Annotated in this window: 12 protein-coding genes; 9 read left to right on the forward strand and 3 right to left on the reverse strand. The window is 70.4% G+C overall.

The features are described from left to right. Positions 1-74 precede the first annotated feature (74 nt). From AMK18_RS13075 to AMK18_RS13090, 4 genes are all read left to right on the forward strand, one after another. Positions 75-695 carry a M48 metallopeptidase family protein gene (locus tag AMK18_RS13075; RefSeq protein WP_073862912.1) on the forward strand — a complete coding sequence of 207 codons (621 nt, stop codon included), beginning with the start codon at positions 75-77 and terminating at the stop codon, positions 693-695. A gap of 131 nt (positions 696-826) precedes the next feature. Further along, a complete protein-coding gene (locus tag AMK18_RS13080; RefSeq protein ID WP_073862913.1) occupies positions 827-2,470 on the forward strand; it encodes a TerD family protein in 1,644 nt (547 codons plus the stop codon). Positions 2,471-2,481: 11 nt separating this feature from the next. Beyond that, a complete protein-coding gene (locus AMK18_RS13085) occupies positions 2,482-3,162 on the forward strand; it encodes an AIM24 family protein (RefSeq protein ID WP_018105538.1) in 681 nt (226 codons plus the stop codon). A 19-nt stretch (positions 3,163-3,181) separates the two neighbouring features. Beyond that, positions 3,182-3,937, forward strand: a complete 756-nt coding sequence (locus AMK18_RS13090) for an AIM24 family protein (RefSeq protein WP_073862914.1) — start codon at positions 3,182-3,184, stop codon at positions 3,935-3,937. A 70-nt stretch (positions 3,938-4,007) separates the two neighbouring features. Here the strand turns inward: AMK18_RS13090 and AMK18_RS13095 are convergent, their stop codons facing one another. Together AMK18_RS13095 and AMK18_RS13100 are read right to left on the reverse strand one after the other, a co-directional pair. Next, on the reverse strand, positions 4,008-4,556 hold the full coding sequence (locus tag AMK18_RS13095) for an NUDIX hydrolase (protein ID WP_073862915.1): 549 nt from the start codon (positions 4,554-4,556) through the stop codon (positions 4,008-4,010). After that, the gene (locus AMK18_RS13100; RefSeq protein ID WP_073862916.1) at positions 4,553-6,013 is read right to left on the reverse strand and encodes a zinc-dependent metalloprotease; all 1,461 of its coding nucleotides are present in this window, start codon (positions 6,011-6,013) and stop codon (positions 4,553-4,555) included. The genes AMK18_RS13095 and AMK18_RS13100 overlap by 4 nt, the downstream gene beginning before the upstream one ends. Positions 6,014-6,202: 189 nt before the next feature. Here AMK18_RS13100 and AMK18_RS13105 point away from each other — a divergent pair, with 189 nt between their 5' ends. From AMK18_RS13105 to AMK18_RS13120, 4 genes are all read left to right on the forward strand, one after another. Further along, on the forward strand, positions 6,203-7,345 hold the full coding sequence (locus AMK18_RS13105; RefSeq protein WP_073862917.1) for an SDR family oxidoreductase: 1,143 nt from the start codon (positions 6,203-6,205) through the stop codon (positions 7,343-7,345). An 89-nt stretch (positions 7,346-7,434) separates the two neighbouring features. Next, complete coding sequence (locus AMK18_RS13110; RefSeq protein ID WP_018105543.1) at positions 7,435-7,896, forward strand: molybdenum cofactor biosynthesis protein MoaE; 462 nt, start codon at positions 7,435-7,437, stop codon at positions 7,894-7,896. A gap of 127 nt (positions 7,897-8,023) precedes the next feature. After that, positions 8,024-8,212, forward strand: coding sequence for a hypothetical protein (locus AMK18_RS13115; RefSeq protein ID WP_026171849.1), 189 nt, complete (start codon positions 8,024-8,026; stop codon positions 8,210-8,212). A gap of 93 nt (positions 8,213-8,305) precedes the next feature. Further along, positions 8,306-9,394, forward strand: a complete 1,089-nt coding sequence (locus AMK18_RS13120) for a YlbL family protein (RefSeq protein ID WP_073862918.1) — start codon at positions 8,306-8,308, stop codon at positions 9,392-9,394. A gap of 28 nt (positions 9,395-9,422) precedes the next feature. Here the strand turns inward: AMK18_RS13120 and AMK18_RS13125 are convergent, their stop codons facing one another. Further along, positions 9,423-9,992, reverse strand: coding sequence for a PPA1309 family protein (locus AMK18_RS13125; RefSeq protein ID WP_234011946.1), 570 nt, complete (start codon positions 9,990-9,992; stop codon positions 9,423-9,425). 128 nt (positions 9,993-10,120) lie between these two features. On the opposite strand from AMK18_RS13125, the gene AMK18_RS13130 reads away from it, so the two are divergent. Further along, complete coding sequence (locus AMK18_RS13130) at positions 10,121-13,108, forward strand: UPF0182 family membrane protein (protein WP_198957014.1); 2,988 nt, start codon at positions 10,121-10,123, stop codon at positions 13,106-13,108. Positions 13,109-13,137: the final 29 nt, after the last annotated feature.

Consider the following 13,137-nt stretch of genomic DNA (forward strand, 5'->3'; position numbering starts at 1 on the left):
AAGGCGTGGAGCCGATCATGGAGAACCGTCCCGGAGGCGGGACTTCCCCCGCACACAGCGGGTAACGTCGAGGCGTGCCCGCCGACCCGTCGCCCGGCTCCGCCGGGGAGCCTGCCGTGCCCGGCGCCGGACCCCGCCGGCGCGGTGCGAACCCTGCCCGCCGCGCCCCGGCGACGAGCGCGGTCGAGGTCCGCAGAAGCGCCCGTCGCAGCAGAACGGTCTCCGCCTACCGCGAGGGAGACCGCACGATCGTGCTCATCCCCGCCCGGATGTCCGAGGCCGAGGAGCGGCGCTGGGTGGACGTGATGCTCGACAAGCTCGCCGCCCAGGAGAGCAGGCGCGTCCTCGGTGACACCGAGCTCGCCGAACGGGCGGAGCGCCTGTCCGCCCAGTACTTCGAGGGCCGGGCCAGGCCCGCGTCCGTGCGGTGGGTGACCAACCAGAACACCCGGTGGGGCTCGTGCACCCCGTCCGAGGGCAGCATCCGGCTGTCGCACCGGTTGCAGGGCATGCCGGAGTACGTCGTGGACTACGTGCTCGTCCACGAACTGGCCCACCTCCTGGTGCCCGGGCACGGGCCCCGGTTCTGGCGGCTGCTGGACGCCTATCCCCGCACCGAGCGTGCCCGCGGTTATCTGGAGGGCGTGGTGGCCGCCGACCGGCTGCCGCACCTGCCGGCCGCACGCGGCGAGTGACCGGTGGTGGCGCCGGGTGAGCGGGGTCGGGTGTTTCTGTACCGGGTCTGTACCGGCTTCGCCCGATGCCGGAGTTTGCGGATAGCCTGACGCGACGCATTCACCTTCCGGATGGGGGACGGTCGTTACGCATGGCCAGGGAATTCCAACGCGGCCACAAGGCCAAGATCAGCGATCTCACGCCGGGGACGGACCTGTACGTAGGTGTGCAGATCGCCGGCCCGGGGCTGAGCTTTGACATCAGCTGCTTCGGGCTCGATGCCAATGAGCAGCTCTCCGACGACCGGTATTTCATCTTCTTCAACCAGCCGAAATCCCCCGAGGAGTCCATTCAGCTCCTCGGCGCCCAGAGCGGTGACACCGAGTCGTTCCGTGTCACCCTGGACCGCATTCCGGCGAACATCCACAAGCTGTCGTTCACCGCGACCGTGGACGGTGCCGGACAGATGTCGCAGGTCGGGCCCGGCTACATCCGGATCGTGGCGGGCGGCCAGGAAGTCGTCCGGTACGCGTTCAACGGCTCGGAGTTCAGCACCGAGCGCGCCGTCATGCTGGGCGACTTCTACCTCAAGGACGTCTGGCGCTTCGCCGCGGTCGGCCAGGGCTTCGACGGCGGCCTGGAGGCGCTGCTGAAGAACTTCGGCGGCGAGGTCGCCGAGGAGACGCCCGCCGCCGCGCCGCCGCAGGGCGCCGCCCCGTCGTTCGCCCCGCCCGCCCAGGCGTCCCCGGCCCCGTCCTTCGGCGCCCCGGCGGCCTCGCAGGCACCCCAGGCCCCGCAGCCCGCGCCGTCCTTCGGGGGCCCGCCGCCCGCACCCGGCCCGGTGCCGACCCCGCAGCAGCAGATGCACGCCGCGCCGACGATCGTCGCGCCGATGACCCCGCCCGGCGGCACCGTGCCCCCGCCGCCCGCGCCGGCCCCGTACGGACAGCCCGGCCAGCAGCCGCCGCAGCACTTCGGGCAGCAGCCCCACCCGCCCCAGCAGCAGTTCGGGCAGGTCCCCGGCCAGGCGCTCGCGCCCTACGGACAGCAGGCCCCGTCCCCGTACGGCCAGCAGCCTCCCGGCATGCCGCCGGGCGGGCACGGCATGCCCGGCGGTGTTCCGCAGGCCGCCGGCGCCGGTCTCCAGGCCGCGCTCCAGCCGTACAAGGAGACCGCGACCGGGCAGCGCTGGACCCCGCAGAACCAGCAGCTCATGCGGGTCGACCTGACCATGGGCGGCACCGGAGTGCTCGCCCGGCAGGGCAGCATGGTGATGTACCAGGGCAAGGTCGACTTCAGCTACAAGGGCGCGGGTTTCGCCGGCCGCATGGTGGGCAACGCCACCGGCCAGGAGATGCAGCTCATGCGCTGTACCGGCCGTGGCCAGGTCTTCCTCGCCGAGGAAGGCGCCCATCTGCACTCCATCGAGCTCCAGGGCGACGGAGTCTGCGTCTCCGCCGAGAACGTGCTCGCCTTCGACGAGTCGCTCCAGTACGAGGTCCGCCGCATCGAGGGCCACGGCATCCCCGGCGGCGCCCTGTTCACCATGCAGTTCCAGGGCTCCGGCACCCTCGTCGTCAAGACGCACGGTGTGCCCGTCGTACTGCCGGTCACCCCGACCACCTTCGCCGACTGCAACGCCGTCGTGGCGTGGTCGTCCGCGTCCCAGGTGATCATCTCCAGCCAGGTCCGGCTGCGCCGCAACGCGTACCCCGGACACAGCGGGGAGACCGTGAACCTCCAGTTCCGGGGTGCGCCCGGCAACTTCATCGTCGTCCAGCCCTACGAGGTCTGAGGGAGCCCGTCATGAATCAGCAACTCGCGGGCTACGCCCCGACCCCCGTCACGGCACGGATGGAGAACCACGGCCATTCCATGCTGAAGGTCGCCATGGCGACCGGCCAGGACCTCTACGCGCGCACCGGATCGATGGTCGCGTACGAGGGCTTCATCCAGTACGAGCCCAACCCGCCCGCCGTCCGCCAGATCGCCTCGCAGTGGATCACCGGCGAGGGCGCGCCCCTCATGAAGTGCACCGGCGACGGGCTGCTCTACCTCGCCGACTACGGCGCCGACGTCGTCGTCATCAACCTCAACAACGACTCGATCTCGGTCAACGGCACCAATGTGCTCGCCTTCGACGGCCACCTCACCTGGGGCGTCGAGCGGGTCAAGGGCCTCGCCAAGTTCGCAGGCCAGGGCCTGTGGAACGTCTGCATCTCGGGGACCGGCTGGGTCGCGATCACCTCGCGCGGCACGCCGCTCGTGGTCGACTGTGGACGCGGCGAGGACGAGACGTACGTCGACCCCGACGCGCTGGTCGCCTGGTCCCCGAACCTCAAGGTGAAGGGCAAGCGCAGCTTCAAGGCGTCCTCCCTCATTGGGCGGGGCAGCGGCGAGGCGTTCCAGATGGCCTTCTCCGGCCAGGGGATCGTCGTCGTCCAGCCGAGCGAGGACAGCACCGACCGGCTGCGCGTCCGGCACTGACGGGGAGGGAGAACACACCATGCAGAGTTCGCTTTTCGGCCTCACGGAACAGCAGTCCCAGGAGCGCTACACCATCCAGAACCCGCAGCTCCTGCGGGTCGCGCTGACCGGCCACGACGACGTCCTCGCCCGCAAGGGCGCCATGGTCGCCTACCAGGGGCTCATGGAGTTCGACGGCGAGTACCAGTCGAACGCCCAGCGCCGTTCCCGCGCCCACACCGGTGAGGGCCTGGACCTGATGCGCTGCTCCGGGCAGGGCACCGTGTACTTCGCCAACCTGGCGCAGTACATCCACGTCGTGGACGTCGACCACGACGGCCTGACGGTCGACAGCTCCTACGTCCTGGCGCTCGACTCCTCGCTGCACACCGAGGTCATCGCGGTGGACAGCCAGTACGGCATCTCGGGCACCGGCAAGTACCAGCTCAACATCTCCGGCACCGGCAAGGTCGCCCTGATGACCTCGGGCCAGCCGCTGATGATGCAGGTCACGCCCGACAAGTACGTCAGCGCCGACGCCGACGCGATCGTCGCCTGGTCGACCTCGCTGCGGGTGCAGATGCAGGCCCAGACGCACTCCTCGGGCGTCTTCCGCAGGCGTGGCAACACCGGCGAGGGCTGGGAGCTCAGCTTCCTCGGGCAGGGCTTCGCCCTGGTCCAGCCGAGCGAGCTGATGCCGCCGCAGAACGCCCAGATCGGACAGGGCCTCGCCGCCCAGTACGGCATGGGCCAGCACGGCGCGCACGGCCAGAACCAGAACAACGCCTGGAACTGAGCCATCCAGCGAAGTAAGGGGCGGCCTCCCTGGAGGCCGCCCCTTACCGTTCGCCACGTCGTACGGGTGGCTACCGGCCGCCCTCCAGCACCGCGCGCGTACGCTCCACCAGCCGGATCACCGAGGCGTCGGCGACCCCGGCCACCTCGTCGTAGGCGAACCAGCGCAGGTCCAGGGATTCGTCACTGATGCTCTCCGTCGCGCCCGCCGGCGCCACCGCCGCGTACTGCACGTCCAGGTGCCAGTGGCACGGCGCGGGGATCGCATGCCGGTCCAGGACCACGGGCCCGCCCGGCAGCAGCGTCAGCCCGGCGATCCCGGACTCCTCCGCGGCCTCCCGCAGCGCGGCCGCCGCGAGCGTGGCGTCACCGGGCTCGCAGTGGCCGCCCATCTGCAGCCACATCCGCAGCTTCCGGTGCAGGGTGAGCAGCACCCGCCCGCGCTCCGGGTCCACGACCAGGGCGCTGGCCGTCAGATGCCCGGCCCCGCAGGACTTCCACATGCCGTCCGGATGGCGCGCCAGGTGCTCCAGATAGGCATCGCGCAGCTCCTCCTGGGCGGCTCCGGCCCCCGCCCCGTAACCCTTGAGTACGAGGACGGCGTCGTCGTGCAGGCTCACTTGTCGGTGTCGTCCTTGCCGTCGCCTTCGCCCTCGTCCGTGGCGTCGTTCTTGGTGTCCGCGTCCGCGTCCGCACCCGGCCCGGCCTTCTTCGGGCCGTTCGCCGCCTCGCCGAGCATCTTGTCCAGCTCGGAGAAGTCCAGCTGCTCGTGGTGGACGAAGCCGTCCGGGTCGTCCAGGTCGTGAGCGGTCGGGAGCATGTCGGGGTGCTCCCACAGCGCGTCGCGCCCCTCAAGACCACGCGCGTCCGTGAGCGAGGCCCACAGCCGCGAGGCGTCGCGCAGCCGGCGCGGACGCAGCTGGAGGCCGATCAGCGTGGCGAAGGTCTGCTCGGCGGGGCCGCCGGACGCACGGCGCCGGCGCATCGTCTCGCGCAGCGCGTCGGCCGAGGTCAGCCGGGACTTCGCGGCGGCGTGCACCACCGCGTCCACCCAGCCCTCGACCAGCGCGAGGGCCGTCTCCAGACGGGCCAGGGCCGCCTTCTGCTCCGGCGTCTCCTCCGGCTGGAACATGCCCTGCTGAAGGGCCTCCTGCAGCTGCTCGGGCTGCGAGGGGTCGAACTGGCCGACCACGTCCTCCAGCTTGCTGGTGTCGACCTTGATGCCGCGCGCGTACCCCTCGACGGCGCCGAAGAGGTGCGAGCGGAGCCACGGGACATGGGCGAAGAGCCGCTGGTGGGCGGCCTCGCGCAGCGCCAGATACAGCCGCACCTCGTCCTGCGGGACCGACAGGTCCTTGCCGAACCGCTCCACGTTCAGCGGAAGGAGCGCGGCGCGCCCCGCCGGGCCCAGCGGCAGCCCGATGTCGGTCGAGCCGACCACCTCGCCCGCCAGCACGCCGACGGCCTGCCCGATCTGCTGGCCGAACATCGCGCCGCCCATCGACCGCATCATGCCGATCAGCGGGCCCGCCATCGCCTGCATCTCCTCGGGCAGCACATCGCCCATGGCGAGGCCCACCCGCTCGGCGACCGGGTCCACCAGCTGCTGCCAGGCCGGGAGCGTCGCCTCCACCCACTCCGCGCGGCTCCACGCCACGCTGGAGATGGCACCGGACGGCATCGACGTCACCCCGTCCAGCCAGAGGTCGGCCAGGCGCAGCGCCTCGTCGACCGCCGAGCGCTCGGCGGGGCCCACGCTCGCGTCCTTGGAGCCGTCCGGGGTGCCCTGCGACACCGTCTGCCGGGCGATCTGCTTGGCCATGTCCCAGTTGACCGGCCCGCCCTCGTAGCTCAGCATCTGGCCGAGCTGCTGGAAGGCGGCTCCCAGGTCGTTCGGGTTCATGGAGCCGAACATGGCGGCGAAGGGGTTGTCACCGCCCGCGCCGGGGCCGAAGCCGAACGGGTTCGCCGGACCGCCCGAACCCTGCCCACCTCCGGTGGGGTCGTTCTTCTTGCCCTTGTCGCCGTCGTCCGGCTCCTCCGGCGGAAGGCCGAATCCGAATGGGGTGTCACTCACGGGTTTCCTCGGCTCGTAGGGCCGCCGGGGGAACCGACGGCGACTGCCCGACATCACCATCCAGCGTAGACACCAAGTCCGCTCAGGGCCTCAGTGCTCCGCCCGGTCCGGCCCTGCGGCAGGATGGACGCCACCTGGTACGTACGTGTCACGCGGGTACGTACTGAAGACAACCGCTGGAGACGCCCGGTGAGTTCCCCAGATCCGCAGGTTCGCGCAGCGCGAAACCTGGCCGACCCGTCACCCGAGAAGAAATCCGTCCCGGGCCGCCCCAGAGGCCGCGGCCCGGTCGTGGCCGTCACCGGAGCCGCGACGGGCGTCGGTGAGCTGCTCACCGCGCGCCTCGCCGCCTCCGAGGAGATCAAGCAGGTCATCGCCATCGACGAGCGGCGGGGCGAGGTCTCCGACGCGACCTGGCACCTTCTCGACGTCCGCGACCCCGCCATCGCCGACAAGCTGCGCGGCGCGGACGTCGTCGTCCACCTGGCGCTCGACCTCGACCTGGAGACCGACCCCGCCGCGCGCACCGCCTACAACGTGCGCGGCACCCAGACCGTGCTGACCGCCGCCGCGGCCGCCGGTGTCCACCGGGTCGTGCTGTGCACCTCCGCCATGGTCTACGGGGCGCTGCCCGACAACGACCTCCCGCTCGCCGAGGACGCCGAGCTGCGGGCCACCGCCGAGGCCACCGGCGTCGGCGACCTGCTGGAGATCGAACGGCTCGGCCGCCGCGCCCCGCGCGCCCATCCCGGGCTGCATGTCACCGTCGTGCGCCCGGCCGTGCTCGTCGGCGGCACGGACACGGCGCTGACCCGTTACTTCGAGTCACCCCGGCTGCTCGTGGTCGCCGGTTCCCGACCCGCCTGGCAGTTCTGCCACGTGGAGGACCTGGTCACGGCGCTGGAGTACGCCGCCCTGGAGAAGATCGACGGGGAGTTCGCGGTCGGCTGCGACGGCTGGCTGGAGCAGGAGGAGGTCGAGGAGCTGAGCGGGGTGCGCCGGATGGAGCTCCCCTCCGCCGTCGCGCTGGGCGCCGCCGCCCGGCTGCACCGGATCGGCCTCACCCCCTCGCCCGCGGGCGACCTGGCGTACACCATGCACCCCTGGGTGGTCAGCGTGAGCCGGCTGCACGACGCGGGCTGGCGCCCGGCCTGGACCAACGAGGAGGTGCTCGCCGCGCTCCTGGAAGAGGTGGAGGGCCGCCACACCGTCGCCGGCCGCCGCCTCGGCCGCAAGGACGCCACCGCCGCCGGAGCCGCCGGGGCGACCGTCGCACTGCTCGGCACCGCGGCCCTGGTGCGCCGCGCCCGCAAGGCCCGCCGCCGCATCTGAGCACCCTGTAGGAGACTCCAACACGGGGCGCGGCCCGCCGGGTGAATCGGCAATTCCGTCCCGTCGGCGCAGTACGGCACGATGGGGTCATGGCACTCACGTACGACCACCCCGGCGAGCAGACGGCGCGGGACCCGATCCGGCTGCTGGACATCCGTGACACGCCGCTGTCGGTGGACGAGGTCTTCCGGGCGGTCGGCGACGACGCCGCGGGCGGCACCACCCTGTTCGTCGGCACCGTGCGTGACCACGACGGCGGACAGGACGTCGACGGCCTCGGCTACTCGTGCCACCCCTCGGCCGCCGAGGAGATGCGCCGGGTGGCGGAGAAGGTCGTCGCCGACTTCCCGGTCCGGGCGCTGGCCGCCGTCCACCGTGTGGGTGAACTGCGAGTGGGTGACATCGCGGTCGTCGTGGCGGTCTCCTGCCCCCACCGCGCGGAGGCGTTCGCGGCCTCCCGCAAGCTCATCGACGACCTCAAGCACGAGGTTCCGATCTGGAAGCACCAGCACTTCTCGGACGGCACGGAGGAGTGGGTCGGCGCCTGCTGAGCGCAAACCGGAACGGCGGGCATCCGCCCCGATTTGCGTAACCGCACCCCTGCCACGAGCGTTGTTTTTCCAGATGGTTAATCTGCTGATCGGCCAGTCGGTCGCATCAGGGGGTAGGGAGGTCGGCATGGCAGCGCTCGCCTGGTTGTTGATTCCGGTTTTTGCCGCGTTCGGCGCTGCGATATGGGGAGGCTGGGCCGCCCGCAACCGCACCACCGGTGACGTCACCGAACTCGCCGGGTACGCGAAGTTCCGCGAAGCGATGGAGAAGTCCCACTCCGGTTCCGAACCGGTGGAGCAGATATCGAACGTCTGAGGCCGCGCACGCCGTCCTCACCCAGCCCGCCCCCGGCCCCGTACGGACCGGCCCCGGCGGTGCACTGACAGACCCTTCCCGTACTGTCGTTCCATGCCACGCCGCACCGCGACGATGCTCGCCTCCACGCTGATCCTGATCGCGCTGCTCTGCGCGGGCGTGCTGATCAAAGTGCCGTACTCGGAGATGTCTCCCGGTCCGACGGTGAACACACTCGGCGACGTCGAGGGCGACCCCGTCCTGCGGATCACCGGCCACAAGACGTACAAGACGTCCGGCAACCTCAACATGACGACGGTCCGCGTCACCGGCGCCGACTACAGCATGAATCTGGTCGAGGCCGTCTCCGGATGGCTGGGCCACGACAGCGTCGTCGTACCGCACGACACCCTCTACCCGGACGGCAAGACCGAGGAGGAGTCGACGCAGGAGAACGCCGAGGAGTTCAGCCAGTCCCAGGAGAGCGCCAAGGTCGCGGCCCTCAAGGAGCTGAAGATCCCGGTCACCTCGCGCGTCGTGGTCTCCAGCGTCGTCAAGGACAGCCCCTCGCAGGGCAAGCTGCACGCGGGCGACGTCATCAAGAGCGTCGACGGCACCGCGGTCGAGAAGCCCGAGGACGTCTCGAAGCTGGTCACCAAGCGCAAGCCGGGCCAGGACGTCACCTTCACCGTGATCCCGGCCAAGACCGCCGCGGCGGCCGAGAAGGCCGGCAAGGAGCCCGAGGGCGCCGAGAAGGTCACCCTCACCACCGTGAAGGACCCCCAGGAGGACCGCGCGATCGTCGGCATCCAGGCGGGCACCGACCACACCTTCCCCTTCGACATCGACATCAAGCTCGCCGATGTGGGCGGCCCGAGTGCGGGGCTGATGTTCTCGCTGGGCATCGTGGACAAGCTGACCCCGGGGCAGCTGACGGGCGGCAAGTTCATCGCCGGCACCGGCACCATCGACGACGACGGCGAGGTCGGCCCGATCGGCGGGATCACCATGAAGCTGGTCGGCGCGCGCAACGCGGGCGCACGCTACTTCCTGACCCCCGACGACAACTGCGCGGCCGCCGCCGAGGACACCCCCGACGGGCTCACCCTGATCCGCGTCAAGAACATCGACGACGCCAAGAAGTCGCTGGACAAGCTCCGCGCGGGGGACACGGCCGGGCTGCCGAGCTGCTCGGCGAGCTGACCGCGCCCCCGCGGCACACGGCGGACGGTCAGGACTCGAAGGTGGCCGCCAGCGCCTCGGCCAGCCCCGGCACGAGACCGGCACCGGTCAGCACCTCGCTTGCCGAGTCCTTCTCACGCAGGCGTACGGCGGACTCGCGCGCCCCGTCCCGCAGGACGGCCACGGTCATCCGTACCTCCTGCCGGTCCGGGTGCTGGGCGACCCACTTGGTCAGCCGCTTGTCGTCCAGCCCTTCCGGCACGGACGCCTCGGCGGACGGCGGCAGCATCAGGCGCTCCACCGTCATCGCGCACCCGGCGACCGCGTCGGGCCAGGCGATCGTGGCGAGGAACTCGTCCAGCGCCGCGCCCGCGGGCAGCTCCTCCTGCTCGACGGGGGTCAGCGCGGCGGCCTTGGCACCGTCGTCGTCAAGGCCGAGCTGGGTGGCGAGGCCGGGTTCCTGGGCCCGCAGCCGCGCGGTGTCGACCAGGGCGAAGAGGCGGGCCGGCTGGTCCCAGCCGAGGGTGGAGACGTACTCGTCGATTTCGAGCACCGCGACGGTGAGCGGGCTCGCGGCCATCGGGGGGCCTGAGGGGGAAACGTTGGACATGGGCAACATCCTGCCTCCTTCCGCCCCCGGAACGGGAACTAGGTAAAGCATCAGTAAGTTGAAGGGATGGGCTCTACGATCGCTGGGCCCGCTCCACACGACCCGCGAACTTCGAGGTGCGCACGTTGGCTTTCCAGATGCCGGACCGCGGCGGAGGCCCGACCGGGCCACGGATCAGAGTCGGCCGCCCGTCCCGGCGCGCCCGAACCCTGCTCATGACTCTGGGCGTCCTGGCGATTCTCGCCATGGCGTTCGTCATGTTCGCCGGGTTCTGGACGGACTGGCTCTGGTACCGGTCGGTCGCGTATTCGTCCGTCTTCACCACCACCCTGTGGACCAAGATCGGGCTGTTCCTCGTCTTCGGACTGCTGATGGCCCTGGCCGTCGGCCTGAACATCTGGCTCGCGCACCGGCTCCGGCCGCCGCTGAGCGCGATGTCGCTGGAGCAGCAGAGCCTGGACCGCTACCGGATGAGCCTCGCCCCGTACAAGAAGTGGGTGCTGCTCGCGGTCACCGCGCTGGTCGGTCTGATCGCCGGCGCCTCCGCCTCGGGTCAGTGGCGGACGTGGCTGATGTACGTGAACGGCGTGTCGTTCGGCCAGAAGGACCCCCAGTTCCATCTGGACGTGTCGTTCTACGCCTTCGACCTGCCTTGGTACCGCTTCCTGCTGGGCTTCGGCTTCGCGGCCACGGTGCTCTCGCTGATCGCCGCCGCGCTGACCCACTACCTGTACGGCGGGCTGCGGGTCACCAGCCCCGGCGCGCGGGCGACGGGCGCGGCCACCGGCCACCTGTCGGTGCTGCTCGGGGTCTTCGTCACGCTGAAGGCCGTGGCGTACTGGCTCGACCGGTACGGCCTGGCGGTGAAGTCGAGTGACTTCAAGGCCACGGACAACTGGACGGGTCTGCGGTACGTCGACGCCAACGCGTACCTGCCGGCGAAGACGATCCTGTTCTGCATCGCCGCGATCTGCGCCGTGCTGTTCTTCGCGACGCTCTGGCGGCGCACCTGGCAGCTCCCGGTCATCGGCTTCGGGCTCATGGTGCTCTCGGCCATCCTGATCGGCGGCCTCTACCCGGCGATCGTGCAGAAGTTCCAGGTCCAGCCGAACGAGCAGGCCAAGGAAGCGCCGTTTATCCGGAAGAACATCGAGGCCACGCGCGACGCGTACGCCATCGACGACGCGCAGGTCTCGGACTACACGGGCAAGTCCACCGAGGACGACGACGCCAAGCTCCGGGCCGCGGCGAACGACGCGGCCAGCTACCGGGTGATGGACCCCAACGTCGTCTCGCCGGCCTTCCAGCAGCTCCAGCAGAAGAGGAACTACTACCAGTTCCCCAAGACGCTCGACGTCGACCGGTACAAGGACGCCGCCGGCAAGGAGCAGGACACGGTCATCGGTCTGCGCGAGCTCAACATCCAGGGCATCCCCAAGCGCAACTGGATCAACGACCACTTCACCTACACCCACGGCTACGGCGCCATCGCCGCCCGCGGGACCACGACCGGCAAGAACCCGAAGGGATCTCCCGACTTCACCGAGTCCGGACTGCCGACCACCGGCGACCTGGGCACGTACAAGCAGGAGATCTACTACGGCGAGAAGACCGAGCAGTACTCCATCGTCGGCGGGCCCCAGAAGGAGCTCGACTACGAGGAGGACGGCGAGAAGACCACCAGCTACAAGGGCGACAGCGGGGTCAGTCTCTCCAACACGTTCAACCGGGCCGCCTACGCCGTGGCGTTCAGCGAGCCGCAGATCCTGTACTCGGGCGCCATCGGTGACGGTTCGCGGATCCTCTACAACCGCACGCCCAAGGAGCGCGTCGAGGCGGTGGCCCCCTGGCTCACCATCGACGGCGACGCCTACCCGGCCGTGGTCAACAAGCGCATCCAGTGGGTGGTCGACGCCTACACGACGACCAACGGCTACCCGTACGCCTCGCGCACCACGCTCGGGGACACCACGGCCGACTCGCTGACCACCAACCAGCGCGCGGTCGTCGCCCAGCAGAACCAGGTCAACTACATCCGGAACTCGGTGAAGGCCACCGTCGACGCGTACGACGGCACGGTCACGCTGTACGAGTGGGACACCAAGGACCCGGTCCTGAAGACCTGGCGCAAGGCGTTCCCCGGGACCGTGAAGCCCCGGGCGGACATCCCGCAGGACCTGATGGACCACCTGCGCTACCCGCAGGACCTGTTCAAGGTGCAGCGCGAGCTGCTGACCCGCTACCACGTCACCAGCCCCGCCCAGTTCTACAGCGGCAGTGACGCCTGGCAGGTCCCGGACGACCCGACCAACAAGGAGTCCGGCTCCGTCCCGCCGTACTACCTGAGCATAAAGATGCCGGGTCAGACGGCTCAGAAGTTCTCGCTCACCACGACGTTCACCCCGAAGGGGCGGCCCGACCTAGGGGCGTTCATGGCGGTGGACGCCGATGCGGCCAGCAAGGACTACGGCACCATAAGGCTCCTGAGAGTCACCGGTGCGGTGAAGGGCCCCGGGCAGGTACAGAGTGAGCTCAACGGCAACGACGACGTCGCCGAGTTCGTGAGAAACCTCAAGGGCACCGACTCCGACATCGAGTACGGCAACCTGCTGACCGTGCCGCTCGAAGGGGGCTTCCTCTACATCGAGCCGGTCTACACGCGCGGTGGCACGCAGAACTACCCGCTGCTGCGCAAGGTCGCCGCCTCGTACGGCTCGAAGATCGTCTTCGAGAACAGCCTCGGCGAGGCCCTGAACGCCGTGTTCGGCGCCGAGGGTTCCGATACGGGCGAGCCACCGGGCGACACCACCGAGCCGCCGGACACCAGCCAGCCGCCGGCCACCGGTGACGCCGCGCTCAAGAAGGCCATCGCCGACGCCCAGAAGGCGTACGACGAAGGCGAGGCGGCCCTGAAGAAGCAGGACTGGGCGGCCTACGGCAAGGCGCAGACCGATCTCCAGGACGCGCTGGAGCGGGCCGCCGCGGCCCAGTCCAAGGCGGCCGACGACGGCAAGGCCGACAAGTCCGATGACGGCAAGGCGGCCAAGCCCGACAAGGCCGACAAGAGCGACAAGGCCAGCCAAGCCAGCGCTTCGGACAAGGCGGGCGATGAGGGCGGGGGCTGAGTAATCCGGTAAAGCTCCACCTCCGCGTC

It is taken from the genome of Streptomyces sp. CB01249, from assembly GCF_001905735.1.
Taxonomy (GTDB): domain Bacteria; phylum Actinomycetota; class Actinomycetes; order Streptomycetales; family Streptomycetaceae; genus Streptomyces.

Coding starts and splice junctions, on each gene's coding strand:
- AMK18_RS13080 (WP_073862913.1), top strand. CDS start 827: ATGGCCAGGGAATTCCAACGCGGCCACAAGGCCAAGATCAGCGATCTC.
- AMK18_RS13085 (WP_018105538.1), top strand. CDS start 2,482: ATGAATCAGCAACTCGCGGGCTACGCCCCGACCCCCGTCACGGCACGG.
- AMK18_RS13090 (WP_073862914.1), top strand. CDS start 3,182: ATGCAGAGTTCGCTTTTCGGCCTCACGGAACAGCAGTCCCAGGAGCGC.
- AMK18_RS13110 (WP_018105543.1), top strand. CDS start 7,435: ATGGCACTCACGTACGACCACCCCGGCGAGCAGACGGCGCGGGACCCG.
- AMK18_RS13115 (WP_026171849.1), top strand. CDS start 8,024: ATGGCAGCGCTCGCCTGGTTGTTGATTCCGGTTTTTGCCGCGTTCGGC.
- AMK18_RS13120 (WP_073862918.1), top strand. CDS start 8,306: ATGCCACGCCGCACCGCGACGATGCTCGCCTCCACGCTGATCCTGATC.
- AMK18_RS13125 (WP_234011946.1), bottom strand. CDS start 9,992: ATGTTGCCCATGTCCAACGTTTCCCCCTCAGGCCCCCCGATGGCCGCG.
- AMK18_RS13130 (WP_198957014.1), top strand. CDS start 10,121: ATGCCGGACCGCGGCGGAGGCCCGACCGGGCCACGGATCAGAGTCGGC.